We start from the raw sequence: 18,293 nt of genomic DNA on the forward strand, positions 1-18,293 counted from the left end.
GGACCGCCTAGGGTAGCGGATGTCGCTGATCCAGCTTCAGCACGTCGATTCCAGCATCGGCGCCTCCTACGCGGATATGCGTCGTCGGCCGCAACCGCGAAGGCAAGTCCATCCTGATGAAGCTGACCGCCAGCGCGGCTGAACATCGAAGCTACACGGATCGCCCGTAGGAGCCCGCTGGCGGGCGATGCTGTTGTTTTGATTTTTCCTACCCAACCATCGAAATAGAAGCATCGCCCGCCAGCGGGCTCCTACCAGTGCAATGAACGATTGTCGATTTTTTGGGAAAATTCGGGCAACTCGATTTTCCTAAAAACATCCCATCCGCCGCGTTGAGAAAGATTGACCTCGTTTTCCGGGCTTGCGGGGGGGCGGTCCAGCTACAATGAGCGGATGTCTCTTATCCAATTGCAACGCGTCGACTTCAGTATCAGCGGCCCGCTCCTGCTCGAACATGTCGATCTGTCGATCGAGGCGAACGAACGGGTGTGCATCGTCGGCCGCAACGGCGAAGGCAAATCCACCTTGATGAAGCTGATCTCCGGCGAGCTGCATGCCGACGACGGCGAAGTGCGCGTACAGAACGGCGTGGTGATCGCGCGCATGGCGCAGGAAGTGCCCCAGGGCACCGCCGGCAGCGTGTTCGACGTGGTCGCCGAAGGGCTGGGCGATCTCGGCCACCTGCTGGCGCGCTATCACCATTTGCTGCACGAACTGCACACGCAGGCCGATTTCGATGCGCTGGGCGAGGTACAGCATCAGATCGAGGCGCAGCACGGCTGGGACCTCGATCGCCGGGTGACCGAGGTGCTGACCCAGCTGGAACTGCCCGGCGATACCGACTTCGCCGCGCTGTCCGGCGGCATGAAGCGGCGCGTGCTGCTGGCGCAGGCGCTGGTGCGCAAGCCGGACGTGCTGCTGCTGGACGAGCCGACCAATCACCTGGACATCGAGGCGATCGGCTGGCTGGAAAGCTTCCTCAAGCAGTTCGCCGGCAGCATCCTCTTCGTCACCCATGACCGCAGCTTCCTGCGCGCGCTGGCCACGCGCATCGTCGAGATCGACCGCGGCGCGCTGACCGACTGGCCGGGCGACTACGACAACTACCTGCGCCGCCGCGAGGAACGCCTGCACGCCGAGTCGCAGGCGAACGCGCTGTTCGACAAGAAGCTGGCGCAGGAGGAAGTGTGGATTCGCCAGGGCATCAAGGCCCGGCGCACCCGCAACGAAGGCCGCGTGCGCGCGCTCAAGGCGTTGCGCAACGAGCGCGCCGAGCGGCGCAACCTCACCGGCAACGCGAAGATGGCGCTGGCCACCGCGCAGTCGTCCGGCAAGAAGGTGATCGACCTCGAACACGTGCATCAGGCCTACGGCGGCCGCGTGCTGATCGACGACCTGTCCACCACGATCATGCGCGGCGATCGCATCGGCATCATCGGCCCGAACGGCGCCGGCAAGAGCACCCTGCTGAAGATCATGCTGGGCGAGCTGAAGCCGCAACGCGGCGAAGCGACGCTGGGCACCAGCCTGCAGATCGCCTACTTCGACCAGCACCGCCTGCAGCTCAACGACAAGTTGAATGCGCTGGACAACGTGGCCGAGGGCCGCGAGTTCATCGAGCTCAACGGCCAGCGCAAGCACATCATCGGCTACCTGCAGGACTTCCTGTTCTCGCCCGAGCGCGCGCGCTCACCGATCACCCGCCTGTCCGGCGGCGAGCGCAACCGCCTGCTGCTGGCCAAGCTGTTCGCGCAGCCTTCCAACCTGCTGGTGATGGATGAGCCGACCAACGACCTGGACGTCGAAACGCTGGAGCTGCTGGAAGAGCTGCTGACCGACTACCAGGGCACCTTGCTGCTGGTCTCGCACGATCGCGCCTTCCTCGACAACGTGGTGTCCAGCACGCTGGTACTGGAGGGCGAAGGCCGGATCGGCGAGTACGTTGGCGGTTATACGGACTGGCTGCGGCAGCGGCCCGGCACACGCAGTGCGGCGGCGGTCAAGCCTGCGCCCTCCAGCCCTTCGGCAGCGGCAGCACCGGTGGAATCCAGGCGCAAGCGCAGCTTCAAGGAACAGCACGAACTGGAACAGTTGCCGAAACGCATCGAGCAACTGGAAGGCGAGATCGGCAGCCGCAGCGCGGCGATGAACGAACCGGCCTTCTTCCAGCAGGACAGTGCCGCCATCGTCAAGGCGAACGAGGCACTGGCGGCGCTGCAGGCAGAGCTGGACGCCGCGTACGCGCGCTGGAGCGAGCTGGACGTCTGAGGCTGTGTACCGACGCGTGGCTTCAAGTCGCGATGTTTTTGGCGGATTGGAGGTATCGCGGCTGAAGCCGCTCCCACAGGGATGGCCGGCATGCCTTGGCTTGGTGGTGGGAGCGACTTCAGTCGCGATGCGGCGCTGTCGCTGACCCGGAGCGTGTAGCCAGCTTTGTCGCACTATCAGCAGCGGGCGCGTGCTTGTGGTGCAGGCAGCCGGCGCGGCCCTTGCTGCTTTTCCGGCATGTGGCGCGAAACCGGTTGCTGGCCACGGTGCGGGCATGCCGGCGCGATACCGTTTTCTTCGCTCGCGGTGCAGGCCTCGCCACGGTCGCCGCCTCGGCGTTGCCGATCGGTGACAGCGCTGCGAGCATCCGGTGCGTCATGCGGTGGTCGGGTCTGCTCGCTTCGGCGACCAGGGCTGGCGAAATCTGCCGATGCTCGAAACCGTCGTCCAGCAGGTGGGCCATCAGATTATCGCGGGCGATCGGTGTGCGGCCACCCAGGACCACGCCGAACAGGCGTTGGCCATCGCGCACGGCGGTGGAGGCGAGGTTGAAGCCGGCGGCGTCGGTGAAGCCCGTCTTGAGCCCGTCCATCCCCGGATAACGATCCATCAGATGGTTGTGGCCGCGCACCAGCCGGCCGCGGAACCTGAATTCACGGGTGGCGAAATAAGGTGCCTGGCTGGGGAAGTCGCGATAAAGCGCCATCGCCAGCTTGCCCATGTCGCGCGCCGTGGTGGCGTCGTCCGGGTTGGGCAGGCCGGAGGCGCTTTCGAACCGAGTATGGGTCATGCCCAGCAACAGGCCTTCGGCGTTCATCATCTCGACGAAGTGATCTTCGGAGCCGCCCAGTTTCTCGGCCACCACGGTGGCGGCGTCGTTGGCCGACTTGGTGACCATGCCCAGAATGCAGTCCTGCACCGAAATGGTCTGGCCGGCGCGCAGGCCCAGCTTGGTCGGTGCCATGCTCGCTGCGTGGGCCGACACCGGCAACAGCTGATCCAGTTTCAGCCGCCCATCTTCCAGCGCCTGGAAGGTGAGATAGAGCGTCATCATCTTGGTCAGCGAAGCCGGATGATTGAGTTCATCCGGGTTGATCGCGCTGAGCACGTCGCCCGTCGAACCGTCGAGGACCAGCGCAGCATGGCCCGCCTGCGCGTTGCCGGCAAAGCCACCCAGACCGCATATCAGAACGGCCGCCAGCGCGATGCGGCCCAGCCTGTGCAGCGACCGGACGGGCCAGGGGGATTTGACGTGCATGGGCGGTCCTCGATTCCTGGCGCAACGATAACCGGAACCCCACGAGGAAATCCATAGATTTCCACTTCAACTAGCTCATACAAATGCATGTTATGCAATGAAAACCAGATCGAGGTAGGCAATCTGCATGCCTGCATCCGCCAAGGCGATACGCGTGCCGAACCGCGGCGCGCGGCAATACCGCTCCTCGCAGGCCGGACGACAAACGGGAACGGCGGCCACCACGGCGTATCATCCGCCGACCATCTGCCGCGAATGACTGCCATGTACACGCTCTACTACGCCCCCGGTTCGGCCAACATGCTGGTGCATCTGACCCTGCTCGAGTGCGGCGCGCCGTACCGGCTGGAACGGGTGGATCTCGATGCGGGACAGCAGCGCAGCGCTGCGTACCTCGCGCTGAATCCGAACGGCGTGGTGCCAACCCTGGTGATAGACGGCGTGCCGCACGGTGAAGCGGCCGCGCTGGCGATGCTGCTGGTCGAGCGGCACGCCGATGCGGCGCTGGCGCCGGCCATGGACAGCCCGCAGCGTGCCGACTACCTGCAGTGGATGCTGTACCTGGCCAACTCGCTGCAACCGCTGTTCCGTCAGTGGTTCTACCCCGGCGACTACCTGCCTGCCGCCGGCGAGGGCATCAAGGAGGCGGCGCGCATCGGCATCGAGGCCTGCTGGTCGCGCATCAATACCCACCTGGCCACACACGGCCCCTACCTGCTCGGCGACACGTTCAGCGTGGTCGACCTGTACGCGCTGATGCTGATGCGCTGGTCGCGCAACATGCCGCACCAGGCCATCACCTGGCCGCATATCGCCGCACTGGCGACGCGACTGAAAGCGCGACCGTCATGGCGGCGTCTGTGTGAAGCCGAGGGGCTGACCGAGTGGGCCTGAGCGCGTGAACGAGGCACCCGCTGCCGACGCTTGGGCGGTGTACTTGCTGGAGTGCGCCGACGGCCGCGTGTATACCGGCATCGCCCGCGACCCCGAACAACGCTACGCCAGACACCTTGCCGGCAAGGGCGCCCGCTTCACCCGCTCGAACCCGCCGCGGCAGCTGCTCGGCTGGGTCTGGGTTGCCGGCCACAGCGAAGCGCTGCGGCTGGAAATCGCCTGGAAACGGCTGCCGCGCGCCCAGCGCATCGCCACGTTGCATGCACATACTCCGTCTAGTCTGTAGGAGCCCGCTGGCGGGCGATGCTCTTGTTCTGATGACCCGGTAGGAAAAATCAGAGCAAAAGCATCGCCCGCTAGCGGGCTCCTACCTGTCAATGTGGAGGTGCGAGGCGCGGGTCAGCCGGTGTTCTGCAGCCCCTGGGAGACGCCGTTGACGCAGGCGACCAGGGCTTGCAGCAAGGCATCGTCGGCACGCTCGGTGGCGCGCCAGCGTTGCAGCAGATCGACCTGCAGCAGGCTCATCGGATCGACGTAGGGGTTGCGCAGGCGGATCGATGCGGCGAGGCGCGGCTCGACCTGCAGCAGCGCATCGCTACGCTTGAGCCGCAGCAGCCAGTGGCGGGTGCGCGCGAACTCGTCGCGGATCAGGCCGAAGAATTCCTCGTGCAGCGGACCGGACAGCTTCGAGAACGCCTCGGCGATGTCCAGGTCGCACTTGGCCAGCACCATCTCGACGTCGTCCAGCACGTTGCTGAAGAACGGCCAGTCACGCGCCATCTCCACCAGTGCTTCTTCGCCGAGCTGCTGAGCACTCTGTTCCAGCGCGCTGCCGAGGCCGTACCAGCCGGGCAGGATCGAGCGGCACTGGGTCCACGCGAACACCCAGGGGATCGCGCGCAGATCCTGCACCCCGCGCATGCTGCGGCGGCTGGCCGGACGCGAGCCCAACGTCATCTTCTCGATCACGTCGATCGGCGTGGCGGCGCGGAAATAATCGACAAAGTGCTCCCGGTCGACGAAGGCGCGATAGGCTTGTCGGCTGTTCGCCGACAACGTATCCATCAGCCCGCGCCAATGCTCCTCGCGCGGTTCGGTTTCGCGTGGCCGCAGGCTGGCGCGCAACACCGCGCCGACGGTTTGCTCCAGGTTGCGCAAGGCCAATGCGCGGATGCCGTACTTGCGATGGATCACCTCGCCCTGCTCGGTGACGCGCAGCACGCCGGCCACCGTACCGCGCGGCGACGACATCAGCGCCGGCGTGATGCGCGCGCCGCCGCGGCTGGCCGAACCGCCGCGGCCGTGGAAGAACGCCAGCTCGATGCCGGCCGCGTTCGCCACTTCCAGCAACTCCACCTGCGCGCGCTGCAGGCCCCAGCGCGAAGCCAACGTGCCGCCGTCCTTGCCACTGTCGGAATAGCCGAGCATCACCCACTGCTGGTTGTTGCGCGCGGCCAGATGCTGGCGATAGACCGGGTCGTCGAGCAACGCGCCCAGGGTCTGCGGGGCCGCCTTCAGATCGTCGACGGTCTCGAACAATGGCGCGATGTTGAGCGGGACGCTGTCGTTCTCGACCAGGCCGCCGTAGCGCGCCAGTGCCAGTACCGCCAGCACGTCGGCAGCCGAGCGCGCCATGCTGATGATGTACAGGCCGACCGCCTCGCTGCCGTAGCGGCGCCGGGCGTCGCCCAGGGTCGCGAATACGTCGTAGAGCGAGGCGACCACGTCGGCGTGGCTGATCGGAAAACGCGCGCTGCCGCTGGCGTAGCCGCGCAGCTGCAGCGCGCGTTCGTCGGGGGCGAGCTGCGGCCACGCTACGTTGTCCAGCAGTGCCGCCAGCGCATCGTCGTGCACGCGCGAATCCTGCCGCACGTCCAACCGCGCCAGGTGCAAGCCGAAAGTGCGCACGCGGCGGATCAGGCGCTGCACCGCGTAGGCACCGGCGTGCAGGCCGTGATGGTCGACCAGGCTTCTGACGATCAACTGCAGGTCATCGAGCAGTTCGGCCGCGGACGTATAGCCTTCCGTATGGCTGTCGCCAAGGGTTGCCTCGAGGCGGGCACCGATCACCGTCAGCAGGCAGCGGTACGGCATGTCGGCATGCCGCGGCCGCACTCTCTGCGCGGCGGCGGGAAAACGCGCGCGGTAATCGTCCAGGCGCTGCTGCAGGTCCGCGTCGACCGCGACCCGGCCTTCGGTCTGGCTGAGCAGGCGTGCCAACCCCGCCACATCGGCCACGTAATGCTCGATCACATTCGCACGCTGGGTGGCCAGGCTGGCGGCGATGGTATCCGCCCCGACATTCGGGTTGCCGTCCATGTCGCCGCCGACCCAGGTGGCGAAGCCGAGCAGCTGCGGCAGGTCCGCGGCCACGCCATAGACCGACTGCAACGCTCCGGCCAGCGATTCGTAGAGCGCCGGCACGATGCGATAAAGCGGGTTGGCCAGATAGAAACCGACGTGATGGTGTTCGTCCTGCACGGTCGGCCGTACCGGCGAGGCTTCGGCGGTCTGCCAGCCGGAGGACAGCGCCATGTAGATGCGGTCGTCGTCCTCCCGGCGCTCCTGCGGCGTGCGGTGCTGGTCGAAGCCGTCGATCAGCGAGCTGACGATCGCCTGTTCCTTTTCCAGCAGCGAACGGCGCACGGCCTCGGTCGGGTGCGCGGTGAACACCGGCTCGATCCACAGCCGATCCAGCCAGCCCAGCAGCTCGTTCGCGCCGACGCCTTCAGCCTTCAGCCGGCCCAGCACGTCGAGCAGCGACTCCGGCTGCGGCGCACTGCCCTCGCGTTGGTAGTCGCGCCGACGGCGGATGCGATGCACCCGCTCGGCGGTGTTCACCGCCTGGAAATAAGTGGCGAAGGCACGCGCCATGGCTTGCGCATCCGCCGCATCGAGACCGGCCAGCGAGTCGGCCAGTTCATCCACCGAGGCACCTTCGCGGCGGCGGCGAATGGCCGCGACGCGCACTTGCTCGACCCGTTCGAAGAACGCGGCCCCGCCCTGCTCGGCCAGCATCCTGCCGACCATCGCGCCGAGCCGGCTGACGTCCTCGCGCAGCGGGCCATCGGGTGGCAGGAATTCGGCCTCGCGGTTCTCTTCCAATGCAGTCGCTCCAGTGCTGGGTGAACGGCCAGCCTATCGAATTGCAGCGCCGGAGGCATCTCCCGCTACAATGACGGGCTTGTACTGCCCGCCGAGGGGCGCTGCGACCGTTCCGACTGCGGATCCATCCGCCGTCGGAAACGGCCAGGCTCGGCGCGGCACGTTCCACAACGGCGCTCTGTACGCGAGTCCCTTCGCAGAAGACCGGCCATCCATGGCCGGACTCCTCGAAAGAGCCTTGCACTAACCGGAGACATCCATGAACGCCGTTACCAAAGAAACCGCTACCCACGACTACAAGATCCGCGACCTGTCGCTCGCCGACTGGGGCCGCAAGGAGCTGGACATCGCCGAGCACGAGATGCCGGGCCTGATGTCGATCCGCAAGAAGCACGCCGCCACCTTGCCGCTGAAGGGCGTGCGCGTGACCGGCTCGCTGCACATGACGATCCAGACCGCGGTGCTGATCGAGACGCTGAAGGACATCGGCGCCGACGTACGCTGGGCTTCATGCAACATCTTCTCGACCCAGGACCACGCCGCCGCCGCGATCGCCGCCACCGGCACGCCGGTGTTTGCCTGGAAGGGCGAGACGCTGGAGGAGTACTGGGACTGCACGCTGGACGCGCTGTCCTTCTCCGACGGCAAGGGCGGCTTCCTCGGGCCCCAGCTGGTGGTCGACGACGGCGGCGACGTCACGTTGCTGATCCACAAGGGCTACGAGCTGGAGAATGGCAGCAAGTGGGTCGACGAGAAGGCGTCCTCGCACGAGGAGCAGGTGATCAAGAACCTGTTGAAGCGCGTGCACAGGGAGCGCCCGGGCTACTGGCACACCGTGGTCAAGGACTGGAAGGGCGTCTCCGAGGAGACCACCACCGGCGTGCACCGCCTGTACCAGCTGGCCGAGGCGAAGTCGCTGCTGGTGCCCGCGATCAACGTCAACGACTCGGTGACCAAGAGCAAGTTCGACAACCTGTACGGCTGTCGCGAGTCGCTGGCCGATGGCCTCAAGCGCGCGATGGACGTGATGCTGGCCGGCAAGGTCGCCGTGGTCTGCGGCTACGGCGACGTCGGCAAGGGCTGCGCCCATTCGCTGCGTGCCTACGGCTCGCGCGTCGTGGTGACCGAGATCGATCCGATCAACGCGCTGCAGGCGGCGATGGAAGGCTTCGAGGTCAATACGGTCGAGTCGACCCTGGGCCGCGGCGACATCTACGTCACCACCACCGGCAACAAGGACGTGCTCACGCTCGACCATCTGAAGTCGATGAAGGACCAGGCGATCGTCTGCAACATCGGCCACTTCGACAACGAGATCCAGGTCGATGCGCTGAACACGATGGCCGGCGTGGAGAAAATCAACATCAAGCCGCAGGTGGACAAGTACGTGTTCCCGGACGGCCGCGCGATCTTCCTGCTCGCCGAAGGCCGCCTGGTCAACCTCGGCTGCGCCACCGGCCATCCCAGCTTCGTGATGTCCAACTCGTTCTCCAACCAGACCCTGGCGCAGATCGACCTGTGGGCGAACAAGGACAGTTACGAGCCGAAGGTCTACATCCTGCCGAAGAAGCTCGACGAAGAAGTCGCGCGCCTGCATCTGGAGAAGATCGGCGTGAAGCTGACCACGCTGACCAAGGAGCAGGCCGGCTACCTGGGCGTGCCGGTGGAAGGCCCGTACAAGCCGGACCATTACCGGTACTGATGACGGGAGTCGGGAATGGAGAATCGGGAATCGAGGCCCGGTTCTCCAAACAGACGGGGCGCAGCGATGCGCCCCTTGTTTATGCGCGATTCTCGCCTGCAGGTCAGCGGAGCGGCCAAGCTTTCTTCGCTTCCAACCACTCCCGACTCCCCATTCCCGGTTCTGCCATATATCGCTTCATCGCGAGATAGAGATATATACTGGCCCGCATCGTCCATCCGGAACCTCCGCCATGCCGGCCATCAGCTTCGAATTCTTCCCGCCCAAGAACGACGAGCAGCGTTCACAACTCGATCGTGCCGCCCAGACATTGAAGACGTACCAGCCGGAATACGCCTCGGTCACCTTCGGGGCCGGCGGTTCGACGCTGAGCTACACCGGTGAGACGGTGGCGCGGCTGCATGCACAGCACGGCCTCAACGTGGCGCCGCACCTGTCCTGCGTGGGCGGCACCCGCGCCGAACTGGGTGCCTTGCTGGATGACTACCGCGCGGCTGGCTACCGGCGCATCGTCGCGCTGCGCGGCGACATGCCGTCGGGCATGGCCACGGCGGGCGACTTCCGTTATGCGGCCGAGCTGGTGGGTTTCATCCGCGAGCACTGCGGCGATCACTTCCATATCGAGGTGGCGGCGTACCCGGAAGTCCACCCGCAGGCCGACGACGCGCTGCGCGACCTGCAGCATTTCAAGGCGAAGATCGACGCCGGTGCAAACGGCGCGATCACCCAGTATTTCTTCAACCCCGACGCGTATTTCCGCTTCGTCGACGACGTGCGCAAGCTGGGCGTGAACGTGCCGATCGTGCCGGGCATCATGCCGATCGCGAACTACAGCCAGCTGAAACGCTTCTCGGACATGTGCGGCGCCGAGATTCCGCGCTGGATCGCCAAGCGCATGCAGGCGCACGGCGACGATGCCGAGTCGGTGCGCGCGCTGGGCGCCGAAGTGGTGGCGCAGCTGTGCCGGCGCCTGCTCGAAGGCGGCGCCCCGGGCCTGCACTTCTACACGTTGAATCGCGCCAAGGCGACGCAGTCCGTGCTGCAGCAACTTGCCTGAGGCAGTGGGCGGGTATGCTGGCATGATGCGCCAGTCAGCTGCCTTGCTGTGCCTCGTCCTGCTCGCCTGGGCGGCGCCGGCGCGGGCACAGACGGAGATCCACCGCTGCATCGGCGCGAACGGCGGCGCCGTGTTCACCGACCAGCCGTGCGCCGCGCTGCAGGCCACCCCGGTCGGCCCGGCCGCCACGCGCGGCAACGGCACCCCTCCCGCAACCGCGCCGCCGCCAACCCTCTGTGCGGCCAGCCTGGGCGCGCTGCGCCAGAGCGTGATCGACGCGTTCGCCAGCCATGATGCGAACCGCATGGCCGGCTTGATGCTGTGGAGCGGCTTCGGCCGTGGCACGGTGATTGCGGATATCCGCTCGCTGGGCGAGCTGATGAAACAGCCGTTGCTGGATGTCGACACGCCGGACGATTCCGCATCCGGCGATAAGTCGCCGGCAGCGGCGATCGCTGCCAACGATATGGCCGCCATCGCTCCCCCTGGCACTTCGCCCGACTCGATACCCGCCAACGCCCAACTGGTGCTGCATACTGCCGGCAACGACGGCAGCGGAAGCTCGCGCGAACTGCGTTTCGATGTCGTCAGCCGGGCCGGTTGCCTATGGTTGCGCAACCCCGACTGAGACGTCCGGATTGACGCCTGGCAGGTTCACAGCAGCTATCATGGGCGGTCACCCTTGGAGAAACGACATGGCTCAGCAATACCCTGAGTGGATTTGGCAGAACGGCAGCATCAAGCCCTGGGCCGAAGCGACCACGCATGTGATGTCGCACGCGCTGCATTACGGCTCGTCGGTATTCGAGGGTATCCGCAGCTACGCCACGCCTGATGGGGCGGCGATCTTCCGGCTCACCGATCATCTGAACCGGCTGTACCAGTCGGCCAAGATCTACGACATGGTGCTGCCGCATTCCGCCGACGAGCTGGCCGCAGCCTGCCGTGCGGTGATCAAGAAGAACGAACTCGGCGCGGCCTATCTGCGCCCGGTCGCGTACCGCGGTCTGGGCGGTTTCGGGTTGTCAGCCGAAACCCCGATCGACGTGGCGGTGGCGGCATGGCCGATGGGTCCGTACCTCGGGCCGGAGGCGCTGCAGAACGGTATCGACGCCTGCGTGTCGAGCTGGCAGCGCTTCGCGCCGAACACCATCCCGGCCGGCGCCAAGGCCGGCGGCAACTACCTGTCCGGTCAGCTGATCGCCCGCGAGGCGCGCCGCCTCGGCTTCGGCGAAGGCATCGCGCTGGCATCCAGCGGCCTGCTCAGCGAAGGCGCGGGCGAGAATCTGTTCCTGGTGTTCGACGGTGTGCTGCACACCACTCCGGCCAGCGCCTCGATTCTCGCGGGCATCACCCGCGACACGCTGAAGACGCTGGCCCGCGAAGACGGCATCGACGTGGTCGAACGCGACATCCCGCGCGAATACCTGTATCTGGCCGACGAGCTGCTGATGTGCGGGACCGCGGCCGAGATCACCCCGATCCGTTCGGTCGACGGCAAGCAGGTGGGCACCGGCAAGGCCGGCCGCGTCACCTTGCGCCTGCAGGAGCTGTTCTTCGGCCTGTTCGACGGCCGTACCCATGACAAGTGGGGTTGGCTGGAGCAGGTGTGACGAAAGGAGTGAGTGGTGGAGCGAGAAGTGAGAAAAGAGAGATAGCCCGGTTCGCGCACAACCCGCTCAACGAAACGCCCCGTCATGCGGGGCGTTTTCGTGTCGGCAAGAGTGACTGGATGCAAAGCATGCGGCTGGACCAGCTGCCCGTGCGTCAGGGTAGCTGCGGTGTGAGCGACCCCTCTCTTTTCTCTTTTCTCTTTTCTCTTTTCTCTTTTCTCTTTTCTCACTTCTCGCTCCACCACTCGCTTCTGCCGCTAGAACTTGATGCTGGCGATCGCGCCATTGGCGTCGCTGCGCGGGCGCATCGAGACATCCCAGCCATACAACTCGCATAGCCTGCGCACTATCGCCAGGCCGAGGCCAGCACCGCTGCCGCCGGCACCCTCGCCACGTACGCCGCGCTGGAACAGGCGTTCGGCATCTTCCGGCTTGATCCCGGGGCCGGTGTCGATCACCTCGATGCGGCCGGCACCCACTTCCACCCGCACGGTGCCTTCGAGCGTGTACTTGATCGCATTGCCGATCAGGTTGGTCAGCGCCACCGACAGCACCGAGGCCGGCGCATTGACGTTGACCGTCTCGTCGACGGTCAGCTCGATGGTCAGCGGCTTGCCGCGCATCTGCGGGCGCTGGCTTTCGATCACATCGGCGGCGACCTTGCCGACCTCGGTAATTTCGCCCCGGGTCGGGCCGCGCCGTTCGGCACGCGACAACAGCAGCAACGCCTCGATCAGTTCGGTCGCCTGACGCGAGGCGCGCTCGATGCGTTTCAACCGCTCGCTCAATTTCTCGGTGAGATCGGGCGAACCCTGCAGCAGCTCGGTGGTGCTGGCGATCACCGCCAGCGGCGTGCGCAACTCGTGGCTGACGTCGGAGTTGAACTCGCGGTCACGCTCGACCATCGCGGTGAGACGTGCCGAGTACTCATCCAGCGCGTGCGCCAGTTCACCCACCTCGTCGTCGGCGAAGTGCGGCGCCAGCGGCTCGGCCTTGCCGGCTTTGCGGAAATCGCGCAGGCGGTCGGCCAGCTCGCTGACCGGCTTGAGTACCTTGCGCGAAAGCCACACGCCTATCGCCAGCGAGAGCAGGCCGAACAGGAATACGGCGCCGATCACACTGATGAGCAGTTGCCGTTTGCCCAGCTCGTCGCGAGTGACGTCGTAGCGGATGAATCCGATAAGCCCGTACTTCTTGCGCACGGCAAGCTTGTAATGATGCGTGGTTCCGTCCGTTCCCGTTTCGTAAATGTCATGCACGCCGCTGTCGAGCGCCTGCCAGGAAAGCGGCATGTTGTAGAGCGTGCGATCGCTGCGCATCCAGGCCTCGATCAGATCCGAGCCCGCAGGCTTGGAGGGATCCTTGTGCACTTTCTCGACGGCCTGATCCACGTCCTGTTGCAAGGACGCGGTAACCAGTTGGCTTTCGACTTTGGCGCGAATGTTCAGCGCAGCCACGGCAAACAACGCGCTGAGGCCGAAGCCGAACAGCGTGAAGGAAACGATCAATCGAAAACGAAGCTTACGCCTGGACTGCATCCGGCTCGACCATCCGATAGCCAATGCCGTGCCGCGTGTGGATCAGCGGCTTCTCGAATGGTTTGTCGATGGCCGCACGCAGGCCGTGGATATGCACGCGCAGCGAATCGCTGTCCGGCAACTCCTCACCCCACACTTTCTGTTCCAGATCCTGCCGGGTGACCACCGACGGGCTCGCTTCCATCAGCGCCTGCAGCAGCTTCAGGCCGATCGGGTTCAGCTGGATCGACTTGCCTTCGCGGTTCACCGTCAGCGTGTCGAGGTTGAAGGTGAGGTCGGCCACCTTCAGCACGCGGCTTTGCGGGCCCTTGCCACGGCGCGCCAGCACCTCCAGCCGCGCGGCCAGTTCCTGCAGCGCGAAGGGCTTGGTCATGTAATCGTCGGCGCCGGACTCGAAGCCGGTCAGCTTCTGCTCCAGCGCATCGCGCGCCGTCAGCATCAGGATCGGGGTCTGCTTGTGCGCCTCGTGGCGCAGTTTGCGCGCCACTTCCAGACCATCCATTCCCGGCAACGTGAGATCCAGCACGATCACATCGAAATCGTGCACCACCGCCAGGTGGAGGCCGGTCACCCCGTCCCCCGCAAAATCGACCACGTTGCCGCGGTCTTCCAGATAATCGCCGATGTTGGTCGCGATATCGCTGTTGTCTTCGATCACCAGAACGCGCATGTGTCACTCCTGCGCAGCCGACGCATGGGGCCGGCTGAGGATGCAAGCTTAACAAGCTTGCGTGAATGAAGTGCGCCGATCGCGGTACGAAACTGAACGCACGATGCTGCCGGCGGGGAAAAGCGGCGGGATCGCCCGCGAGCGGGCTCCTACCGCCGGGTGGCGGGAACCCCCATTGCCACACGCATCGGGCCACCCCACCCCACGAAAACCACGTAGGAGCCCGCTCGCGGGCGATGCCCTTAGCCCTTCCTCCCGGCCAATAAAAAGGCCCAGGTGCACGACTCGCCGTCGCAACACCTGGGCCCAAGCTACTGCCCCGACACCGTCGTCTGCCGTCACCCGCCTTCGGCGGTGGAGTGCCATGCAAAGAACAGCCACTGTTTTATAGGGCGTGCCTGGTTATGGTGCAGTTAACCCGTACTCACTTCGTCGTTAAACACGTGACACCAACAGAAGGTCTTTGCGATCATCCCCTCGAATCAGGGCCGCGTCGTCCAATCAACGACGTGACCGATGCGCGCCACCACCTCATCGAGTCCTCGACAGATGTGCGTTCCGGTGACCACCTGACAATCAGCCCGGCGCCGGGAAGCGGCAGTTCCGGAGTCACCCGCTTTCAGTGTGAACGCCACCGCCTGGCGATATCGCCGGGATGTCGCACCCGTTTCGGACAACGCATATTTCCACGTGCGGATCGCGTCAATCGCGGCCTGGTCGAACACTCCCGCCGGCCGAGCGCTGATTACCCGCGGATCCAGTACATCGCCCGCAGCGGACAAGCCAAACTCGATCACCACCTGTCCCTCGATACCGTGCGCAAATGCCGCGTGCGGATAGGCCGGCCGGCGAGCGCTGATCAACGTCGGTGCCGGTACAGCCGATGGGGCAGCCGGCACCACCGGCATCGCGGCAGCCGCTACCTGCTCGGCCTGCGGCATCGCCAACAGGTTGGCCACCTGCAACGGAACCAGCTGCGGCAGCTTCATCGCGACCGGCACCAGCGCCATTGCACCACGGGAATCCGTGTCGTCCGCCATCCCCGATAAACTTTCCATCGGCCGCTGCACCTGGGCATGTACCAAGGCCAGATCGGCTGGGTGCCAGCTCACGTCGGCATGCATCAGCGGCAACCCGGATGGCGTCCACATCGACTTCAGCTGTGTGATCGCTGCGGTCATGCGGCTCTGCAGGTGATTCAGCTTCCACTCCAGCCGCAGCGTCAGCGCCACCAGTGCGGCGCCGAGCAGCACGGCCACGAAGCGCGCAGACGTGCGCATCGATGCGCCATTCCGCTCCCGCGGAAGCACCATGTGCTGCACGCGATCCAGTAGCACGCCACCGCTGGCTGCGAGCAACAGCGAAGCATGCTGCCGGCGCAATTCACCAAGCTCGGCCAACGCCGTCACGAAGGCGTGTCGGCTGCCGCCACTGACCGAAAGCGCCAACTCATCGCAACAGATCTCGCGCTCATTGCGTACATCGCGCGACACCCAGTGCACTACCGGATGATAGAAACACAGCGTCTCGAGAACGACCTGGAACAGGTTGGCAAACGGGTCCCAGCGACGCAGATGTGCCAGCTCATGGGCAAGGATCAATTCAACTTGCTCCACGGGGAAGTTGCACACGACGGCCATCGGCAACAGGATCACCGGCCGCATCCAGCCGACGACCGCCGGCGTGGCGATGACCTTGCTGCACAGCACGGTGATACGTCGGCGCAGGCCGAAACGTCCGGCCATCGCGGCGACATGACTTTGCCATTCCGGCAACAGCGCAGCCATCTGCACCAGTGCCTTCAGCCCGCGCCATTGGCGCCATGCGCGCAGCGACAGCAACAGCACGCCGAGCGACCACGCCAGCACCAACCATGGCAGAAGCATGTCCAGATCGGCACCCCATGCCCAGGTCGTCGTGGCGGCTGCCGTGCCGTAATCCTTTACGAGCGGAATCACAAGCGCAGTAGCTGCCGGGGTCACCTGCGACGCCGTTTCCAGCAGTCGCCACAAGGTCAGCAACGGGCACAGGGCCAGCGCCACCAGGATGGCCATGCCGAATCGGTAGCGTGCCTCGCCACGAGCCAGTACCGCACGCGCCACCGCATACAGCAATCCCAGCAACGCCCCCTGCCAGACAAAATGCAGCAATGTCCAGCCCACCACCCGCACACTCGCAAGCACCACGGGCAACGCGTCCATCACGATGCATCCTTGTCGAGCTTGTTCAACAGGCTGCGGATCGCCCGCAGCTCCTCACGGCTGGCCTGCTGGCTCCCGAGCGCGTGCAAGACCAGCTGCGAGGACGATCCCTCGAATACCCGTTGCACCAGATCAACCAGAAACCGCTTTTGCGTGCGTTCCTTGCTCACCGCAGCACGATACACATGCGCGCGCTGCGAATCATCTCGCTCGACCAGTCCCTTGGCATGCATCACCTGCAACAGTTTCAGCGTCGTGGTGTAGCCCGTGCCGACATCGGGACGGAGCACATCGTGTACTTCGCGCACGGTGCAGGCATCGCGCGCCCACAAGACGTGCAGAATCTCAAGCTCACCCTCGGTGGGTCTGGGACTGATTGGGAGCTGTGCCTTCATGCCGACACCTCGGTTCACCCATGAGATAAGAAACCTGACATTGAGACGATGGCTGACGGTGCAGCGCTCAACCCTTGCCCCCCCTGACTTCCTGCACCTGCTGCATTTGCTGTTGAATGTTCCGGGTGTCGCGGTGCTCCTGTTCGATCTCACGATATGTGCGGCAGCTCGTCCTGGGTATATGGGAACCTATCGGTGCCACCGACTCGCAGACCAGCCGCTTGTCGTCACGGTGAGTCAGAATCGCGTTGACTGCTTCTTGGTCGTTGAACAGCTGGACTTTGGCGTTCTGGTCCATCTGCGCAACGTTATTGTATTTGTCGAACAGCGATTGCATGTCGGCGAAGCTCGCATCGACCTTCTGGCGCTCGCCCTGATCGACGAACTCGTAGCGTCCACCGGACTGCATCTGTTGATGCACCGCCGCCACCACGGCGGCGAAATCGTCCTTGTTCTCGGCCTTGACGATGACTTCCGTCTTGTGGGCGTAAATAGCGCTTGCCTGCAGCAGCGCCATGCCCACGACCGCACCCAACAGCCAGAACTTCAGTTTCATGCCTCTCTCCCCGATCAGGCTGCGCTCCGGTAAGGAACGCCCGACACCCGATCATCCCGCGATGGATGGTAGGTCTGCCGCCAGAACACTGTCAACGAAGATGTTCGTACTAAATACTTCGTAATGTACCCCGGCGTGCCCGCCCACTCGGCGCCGCGTCACCAGCCTGCGCTTGCAGCAGTTCCACGATCGCGCCAGCCACATCGACGCCGGTGGCCGCCTCGATACCTTCCAGGCCGGGCGAGGCGTTCACTTCCAGCAGCAGCGGGCCGCGATTGGAGCGCAACAGATCCACTCCCGCGATGCCCAGGCCGAGCGCGGCAGCAGCGCGCACGGCGATGCGTTTTTCCTCCGTGCTCAAGGTTGCCGCCATCGCGCTGCCGCCGCGGTGCAGGTTGGCTCGGAATTCGCCCGGGCTGGCGTCGCGCTGCATCGCCGCCACCACCTTCTTGCCGACCACGAAACAGCGCAGGTCGCTACCCTTCGCCTCGGCGATGAACTCCTGGACCAGGAAATTCGCGTACAGCCCGCGGAACGCCTCGATCACGCTTTGCGAAGCGCTGCGTTTCTCGGCCAGCACCACGCCGGTGCCCTGGCTTCCTTCGTTGAGCTTGATCACGTGCGGCGGATCGCCCAGCAGAGCCAGCACGTCGGCGGTATCGTCCGGGTTGTCTCCGAATACCGTGATCGGCATGTCGATGCCCTGCGCGGCGAGGATCTGCAGGCAGCGCAACTTGTCCCGCGCGCGCAGCACGGCATCGGACGGGTTCGGCGTGTACACGCCCATCATCTCCAACTGGCGCAGCACGGCGGTGCCATAGAACGTGCTGGTGGTGCCGATGCGCGGTATCACCGCATCGATGTCGCGCACTTCCTTGCCCTTGTAACGGATCGCCACCGCGCCCGGGGCGATGCGCACGTAGCAGCGCAGCGGATCGAGCACCCGCACCACGTGGCCGCGCTCGCGCGCAGCCTCGACCAGCCGCTTGGTCGAATAGAGTCGGCTGTTGCGCGACAGGATGGCGATTTTCATGGC

15 protein-coding genes and 1 riboswitch are annotated in these 18,293 nt (G+C 65.3%); of the genes, 7 read left to right on the forward strand and 8 right to left on the reverse strand.

Annotated elements, in window-relative coordinates:
• Positions 1-393 precede the first annotated feature (393 nt).
• Entirely contained in the window at positions 394-2,268 is a 1,875-nt protein-coding gene (locus tag ACFPPB_RS10730) for an ATP-binding cassette domain-containing protein (RefSeq protein WP_377326886.1), read from the forward strand.
• Between the two features lie 118 nt (positions 2,269-2,386).
• Here the strand turns inward: ACFPPB_RS10730 and ACFPPB_RS10735 are convergent, their stop codons facing one another.
• The gene (locus tag ACFPPB_RS10735) at positions 2,387-3,526 is read right to left on the reverse strand and encodes a D-alanyl-D-alanine carboxypeptidase family protein (protein ID WP_377326888.1); all 1,140 of its coding nucleotides are present in this window, start codon (positions 3,524-3,526) and stop codon (positions 2,387-2,389) included.
• Between the two features lie 264 nt (positions 3,527-3,790).
• On the opposite strand from ACFPPB_RS10735, the gene ACFPPB_RS10740 reads away from it, so the two are divergent.
• Both ACFPPB_RS10740 and ACFPPB_RS10745 read left to right on the forward strand, forming a co-directional pair.
• A complete protein-coding gene (locus ACFPPB_RS10740) occupies positions 3,791-4,420 on the forward strand; it encodes a glutathione S-transferase family protein (protein WP_377326890.1) in 630 nt (209 codons plus the stop codon).
• A 4-nt stretch (positions 4,421-4,424) separates the two neighbouring features.
• Positions 4,425-4,706: a GIY-YIG nuclease family protein gene (locus tag ACFPPB_RS10745; protein WP_377326892.1), complete on the forward strand. Its 282-nt coding sequence runs from the start codon at positions 4,425-4,427 to the stop codon at positions 4,704-4,706.
• Positions 4,707-4,819: 113 nt separating this feature from the next.
• Here ACFPPB_RS10745 and ppc read toward each other — a convergent pair whose 3' ends face one another.
• A complete protein-coding gene (gene ppc, locus ACFPPB_RS10750) occupies positions 4,820-7,525 on the reverse strand; it encodes a phosphoenolpyruvate carboxylase (protein WP_377326893.1) in 2,706 nt (901 codons plus the stop codon).
• 87 nt (positions 7,526-7,612) lie between these two features.
• Positions 7,613-7,711: riboswitch (S-adenosyl-L-homocysteine riboswitch) on the forward strand.
• 73 nt (positions 7,712-7,784) lie between these two features.
• On the opposite strand from ppc, the gene ahcY reads away from it, so the two are divergent.
• The 4 genes from ahcY to ACFPPB_RS10770 all read left to right on the forward strand — a co-directional run bounded on the left by ahcY (position 7,785) and on the right by ACFPPB_RS10770 (position 11,897).
• Positions 7,785-9,227, forward strand: a complete 1,443-nt coding sequence (gene ahcY, locus ACFPPB_RS10755) for an adenosylhomocysteinase (RefSeq protein WP_377326895.1) — start codon at positions 7,785-7,787, stop codon at positions 9,225-9,227.
• Positions 9,228-9,459: 232 nt separating this feature from the next.
• The gene (gene metF, locus ACFPPB_RS10760; protein WP_377326897.1) at positions 9,460-10,284 is read left to right on the forward strand and encodes a methylenetetrahydrofolate reductase [NAD(P)H]; all 825 of its coding nucleotides are present in this window, start codon (positions 9,460-9,462) and stop codon (positions 10,282-10,284) included.
• 22 nt (positions 10,285-10,306) lie between these two features.
• Positions 10,307-10,912: a DUF4124 domain-containing protein gene (locus ACFPPB_RS10765; RefSeq protein ID WP_377326899.1), complete on the forward strand. Its 606-nt coding sequence runs from the start codon at positions 10,307-10,309 to the stop codon at positions 10,910-10,912.
• Between the two features lie 67 nt (positions 10,913-10,979).
• Positions 10,980-11,897 carry a branched-chain amino acid transaminase gene (locus tag ACFPPB_RS10770; protein WP_072758574.1) on the forward strand — a complete coding sequence of 306 codons (918 nt, stop codon included), beginning with the start codon at positions 10,980-10,982 and terminating at the stop codon, positions 11,895-11,897.
• Positions 11,898-12,154: 257 nt separating this feature from the next.
• Here the strand turns inward: ACFPPB_RS10770 and ACFPPB_RS10775 are convergent, their stop codons facing one another.
• The 6 genes from ACFPPB_RS10775 to rimK form a co-directional block, all read right to left on the reverse strand.
• On the reverse strand, positions 12,155-13,435 hold the full coding sequence (locus tag ACFPPB_RS10775) for a sensor histidine kinase (protein WP_377326901.1): 1,281 nt from the start codon (positions 13,433-13,435) through the stop codon (positions 12,155-12,157).
• Complete coding sequence (locus ACFPPB_RS10780; protein WP_007809337.1) at positions 13,419-14,105, reverse strand: response regulator transcription factor; 687 nt, start codon at positions 14,103-14,105, stop codon at positions 13,419-13,421. The genes ACFPPB_RS10775 and ACFPPB_RS10780 overlap by 17 nt, the downstream gene beginning before the upstream one ends.
• 482 nt (positions 14,106-14,587) lie before the next feature.
• Positions 14,588-16,306, reverse strand: coding sequence for a TonB family protein (locus tag ACFPPB_RS10785; protein WP_377326903.1), 1,719 nt, complete (start codon positions 16,304-16,306; stop codon positions 14,588-14,590).
• The gene (locus ACFPPB_RS10790) at positions 16,306-16,701 is read right to left on the reverse strand and encodes a BlaI/MecI/CopY family transcriptional regulator (protein WP_377326905.1); all 396 of its coding nucleotides are present in this window, start codon (positions 16,699-16,701) and stop codon (positions 16,306-16,308) included. The genes ACFPPB_RS10785 and ACFPPB_RS10790 overlap by 1 nt, the downstream gene beginning before the upstream one ends.
• Before the next feature lie 67 nt (positions 16,702-16,768).
• Complete coding sequence (locus ACFPPB_RS10795; RefSeq protein ID WP_377326907.1) at positions 16,769-17,257, reverse strand: hypothetical protein; 489 nt, start codon at positions 17,255-17,257, stop codon at positions 16,769-16,771.
• A 109-nt stretch (positions 17,258-17,366) separates the two neighbouring features.
• The gene (gene rimK / locus ACFPPB_RS10800) at positions 17,367-18,290 is read right to left on the reverse strand and encodes a 30S ribosomal protein S6--L-glutamate ligase (RefSeq protein ID WP_377326909.1); all 924 of its coding nucleotides are present in this window, start codon (positions 18,288-18,290) and stop codon (positions 17,367-17,369) included.
• Positions 18,291-18,293: the final 3 nt, after the last annotated feature.

Origin of the sequence: Rhodanobacter terrae (assembly GCF_042657005.1) — a bacterium.
Lineage (GTDB): Bacteria > Pseudomonadota > Gammaproteobacteria > Xanthomonadales > Rhodanobacteraceae > Rhodanobacter > Rhodanobacter terrae.

Bases quoted from the DNA above. Each gene is read 5' to 3' on its own strand.
- rimK (WP_377326909.1), bottom strand. From the start codon at position 18,290: ATGAAAATCGCCATCCTGTCGCGCAACAGCCGACTCTATTCGACCAAG.
- ACFPPB_RS10790 (WP_377326905.1), bottom strand. From the start codon at position 16,701: ATGAAGGCACAGCTCCCAATCAGTCCCAGACCCACCGAGGGTGAGCTT.
- ACFPPB_RS10795 (WP_377326907.1), bottom strand. From the start codon at position 17,257: ATGAAACTGAAGTTCTGGCTGTTGGGTGCGGTCGTGGGCATGGCGCTG.
- ahcY (WP_377326895.1), top strand. From the start codon at position 7,785: ATGAACGCCGTTACCAAAGAAACCGCTACCCACGACTACAAGATCCGC.
- ACFPPB_RS10735 (WP_377326888.1), bottom strand. From the start codon at position 3,526: ATGCACGTCAAATCCCCCTGGCCCGTCCGGTCGCTGCACAGGCTGGGC.
- metF (WP_377326897.1), top strand. From the start codon at position 9,460: ATGCCGGCCATCAGCTTCGAATTCTTCCCGCCCAAGAACGACGAGCAG.
- ACFPPB_RS10780 (WP_007809337.1), bottom strand. From the start codon at position 14,105: ATGCGCGTTCTGGTGATCGAAGACAACAGCGATATCGCGACCAACATC.
- ACFPPB_RS10730 (WP_377326886.1), top strand. From the start codon at position 394: ATGTCTCTTATCCAATTGCAACGCGTCGACTTCAGTATCAGCGGCCCG.
- ACFPPB_RS10765 (WP_377326899.1), top strand. From the start codon at position 10,307: ATGATGCGCCAGTCAGCTGCCTTGCTGTGCCTCGTCCTGCTCGCCTGG.
- ACFPPB_RS10740 (WP_377326890.1), top strand. From the start codon at position 3,791: ATGTACACGCTCTACTACGCCCCCGGTTCGGCCAACATGCTGGTGCAT.
- ACFPPB_RS10775 (WP_377326901.1), bottom strand. From the start codon at position 13,435: ATGCAGTCCAGGCGTAAGCTTCGTTTTCGATTGATCGTTTCCTTCACG.
- ACFPPB_RS10770 (WP_072758574.1), top strand. From the start codon at position 10,980: ATGGCTCAGCAATACCCTGAGTGGATTTGGCAGAACGGCAGCATCAAG.
- ACFPPB_RS10785 (WP_377326903.1), bottom strand. From the start codon at position 16,306: ATGGACGCGTTGCCCGTGGTGCTTGCGAGTGTGCGGGTGGTGGGCTGG.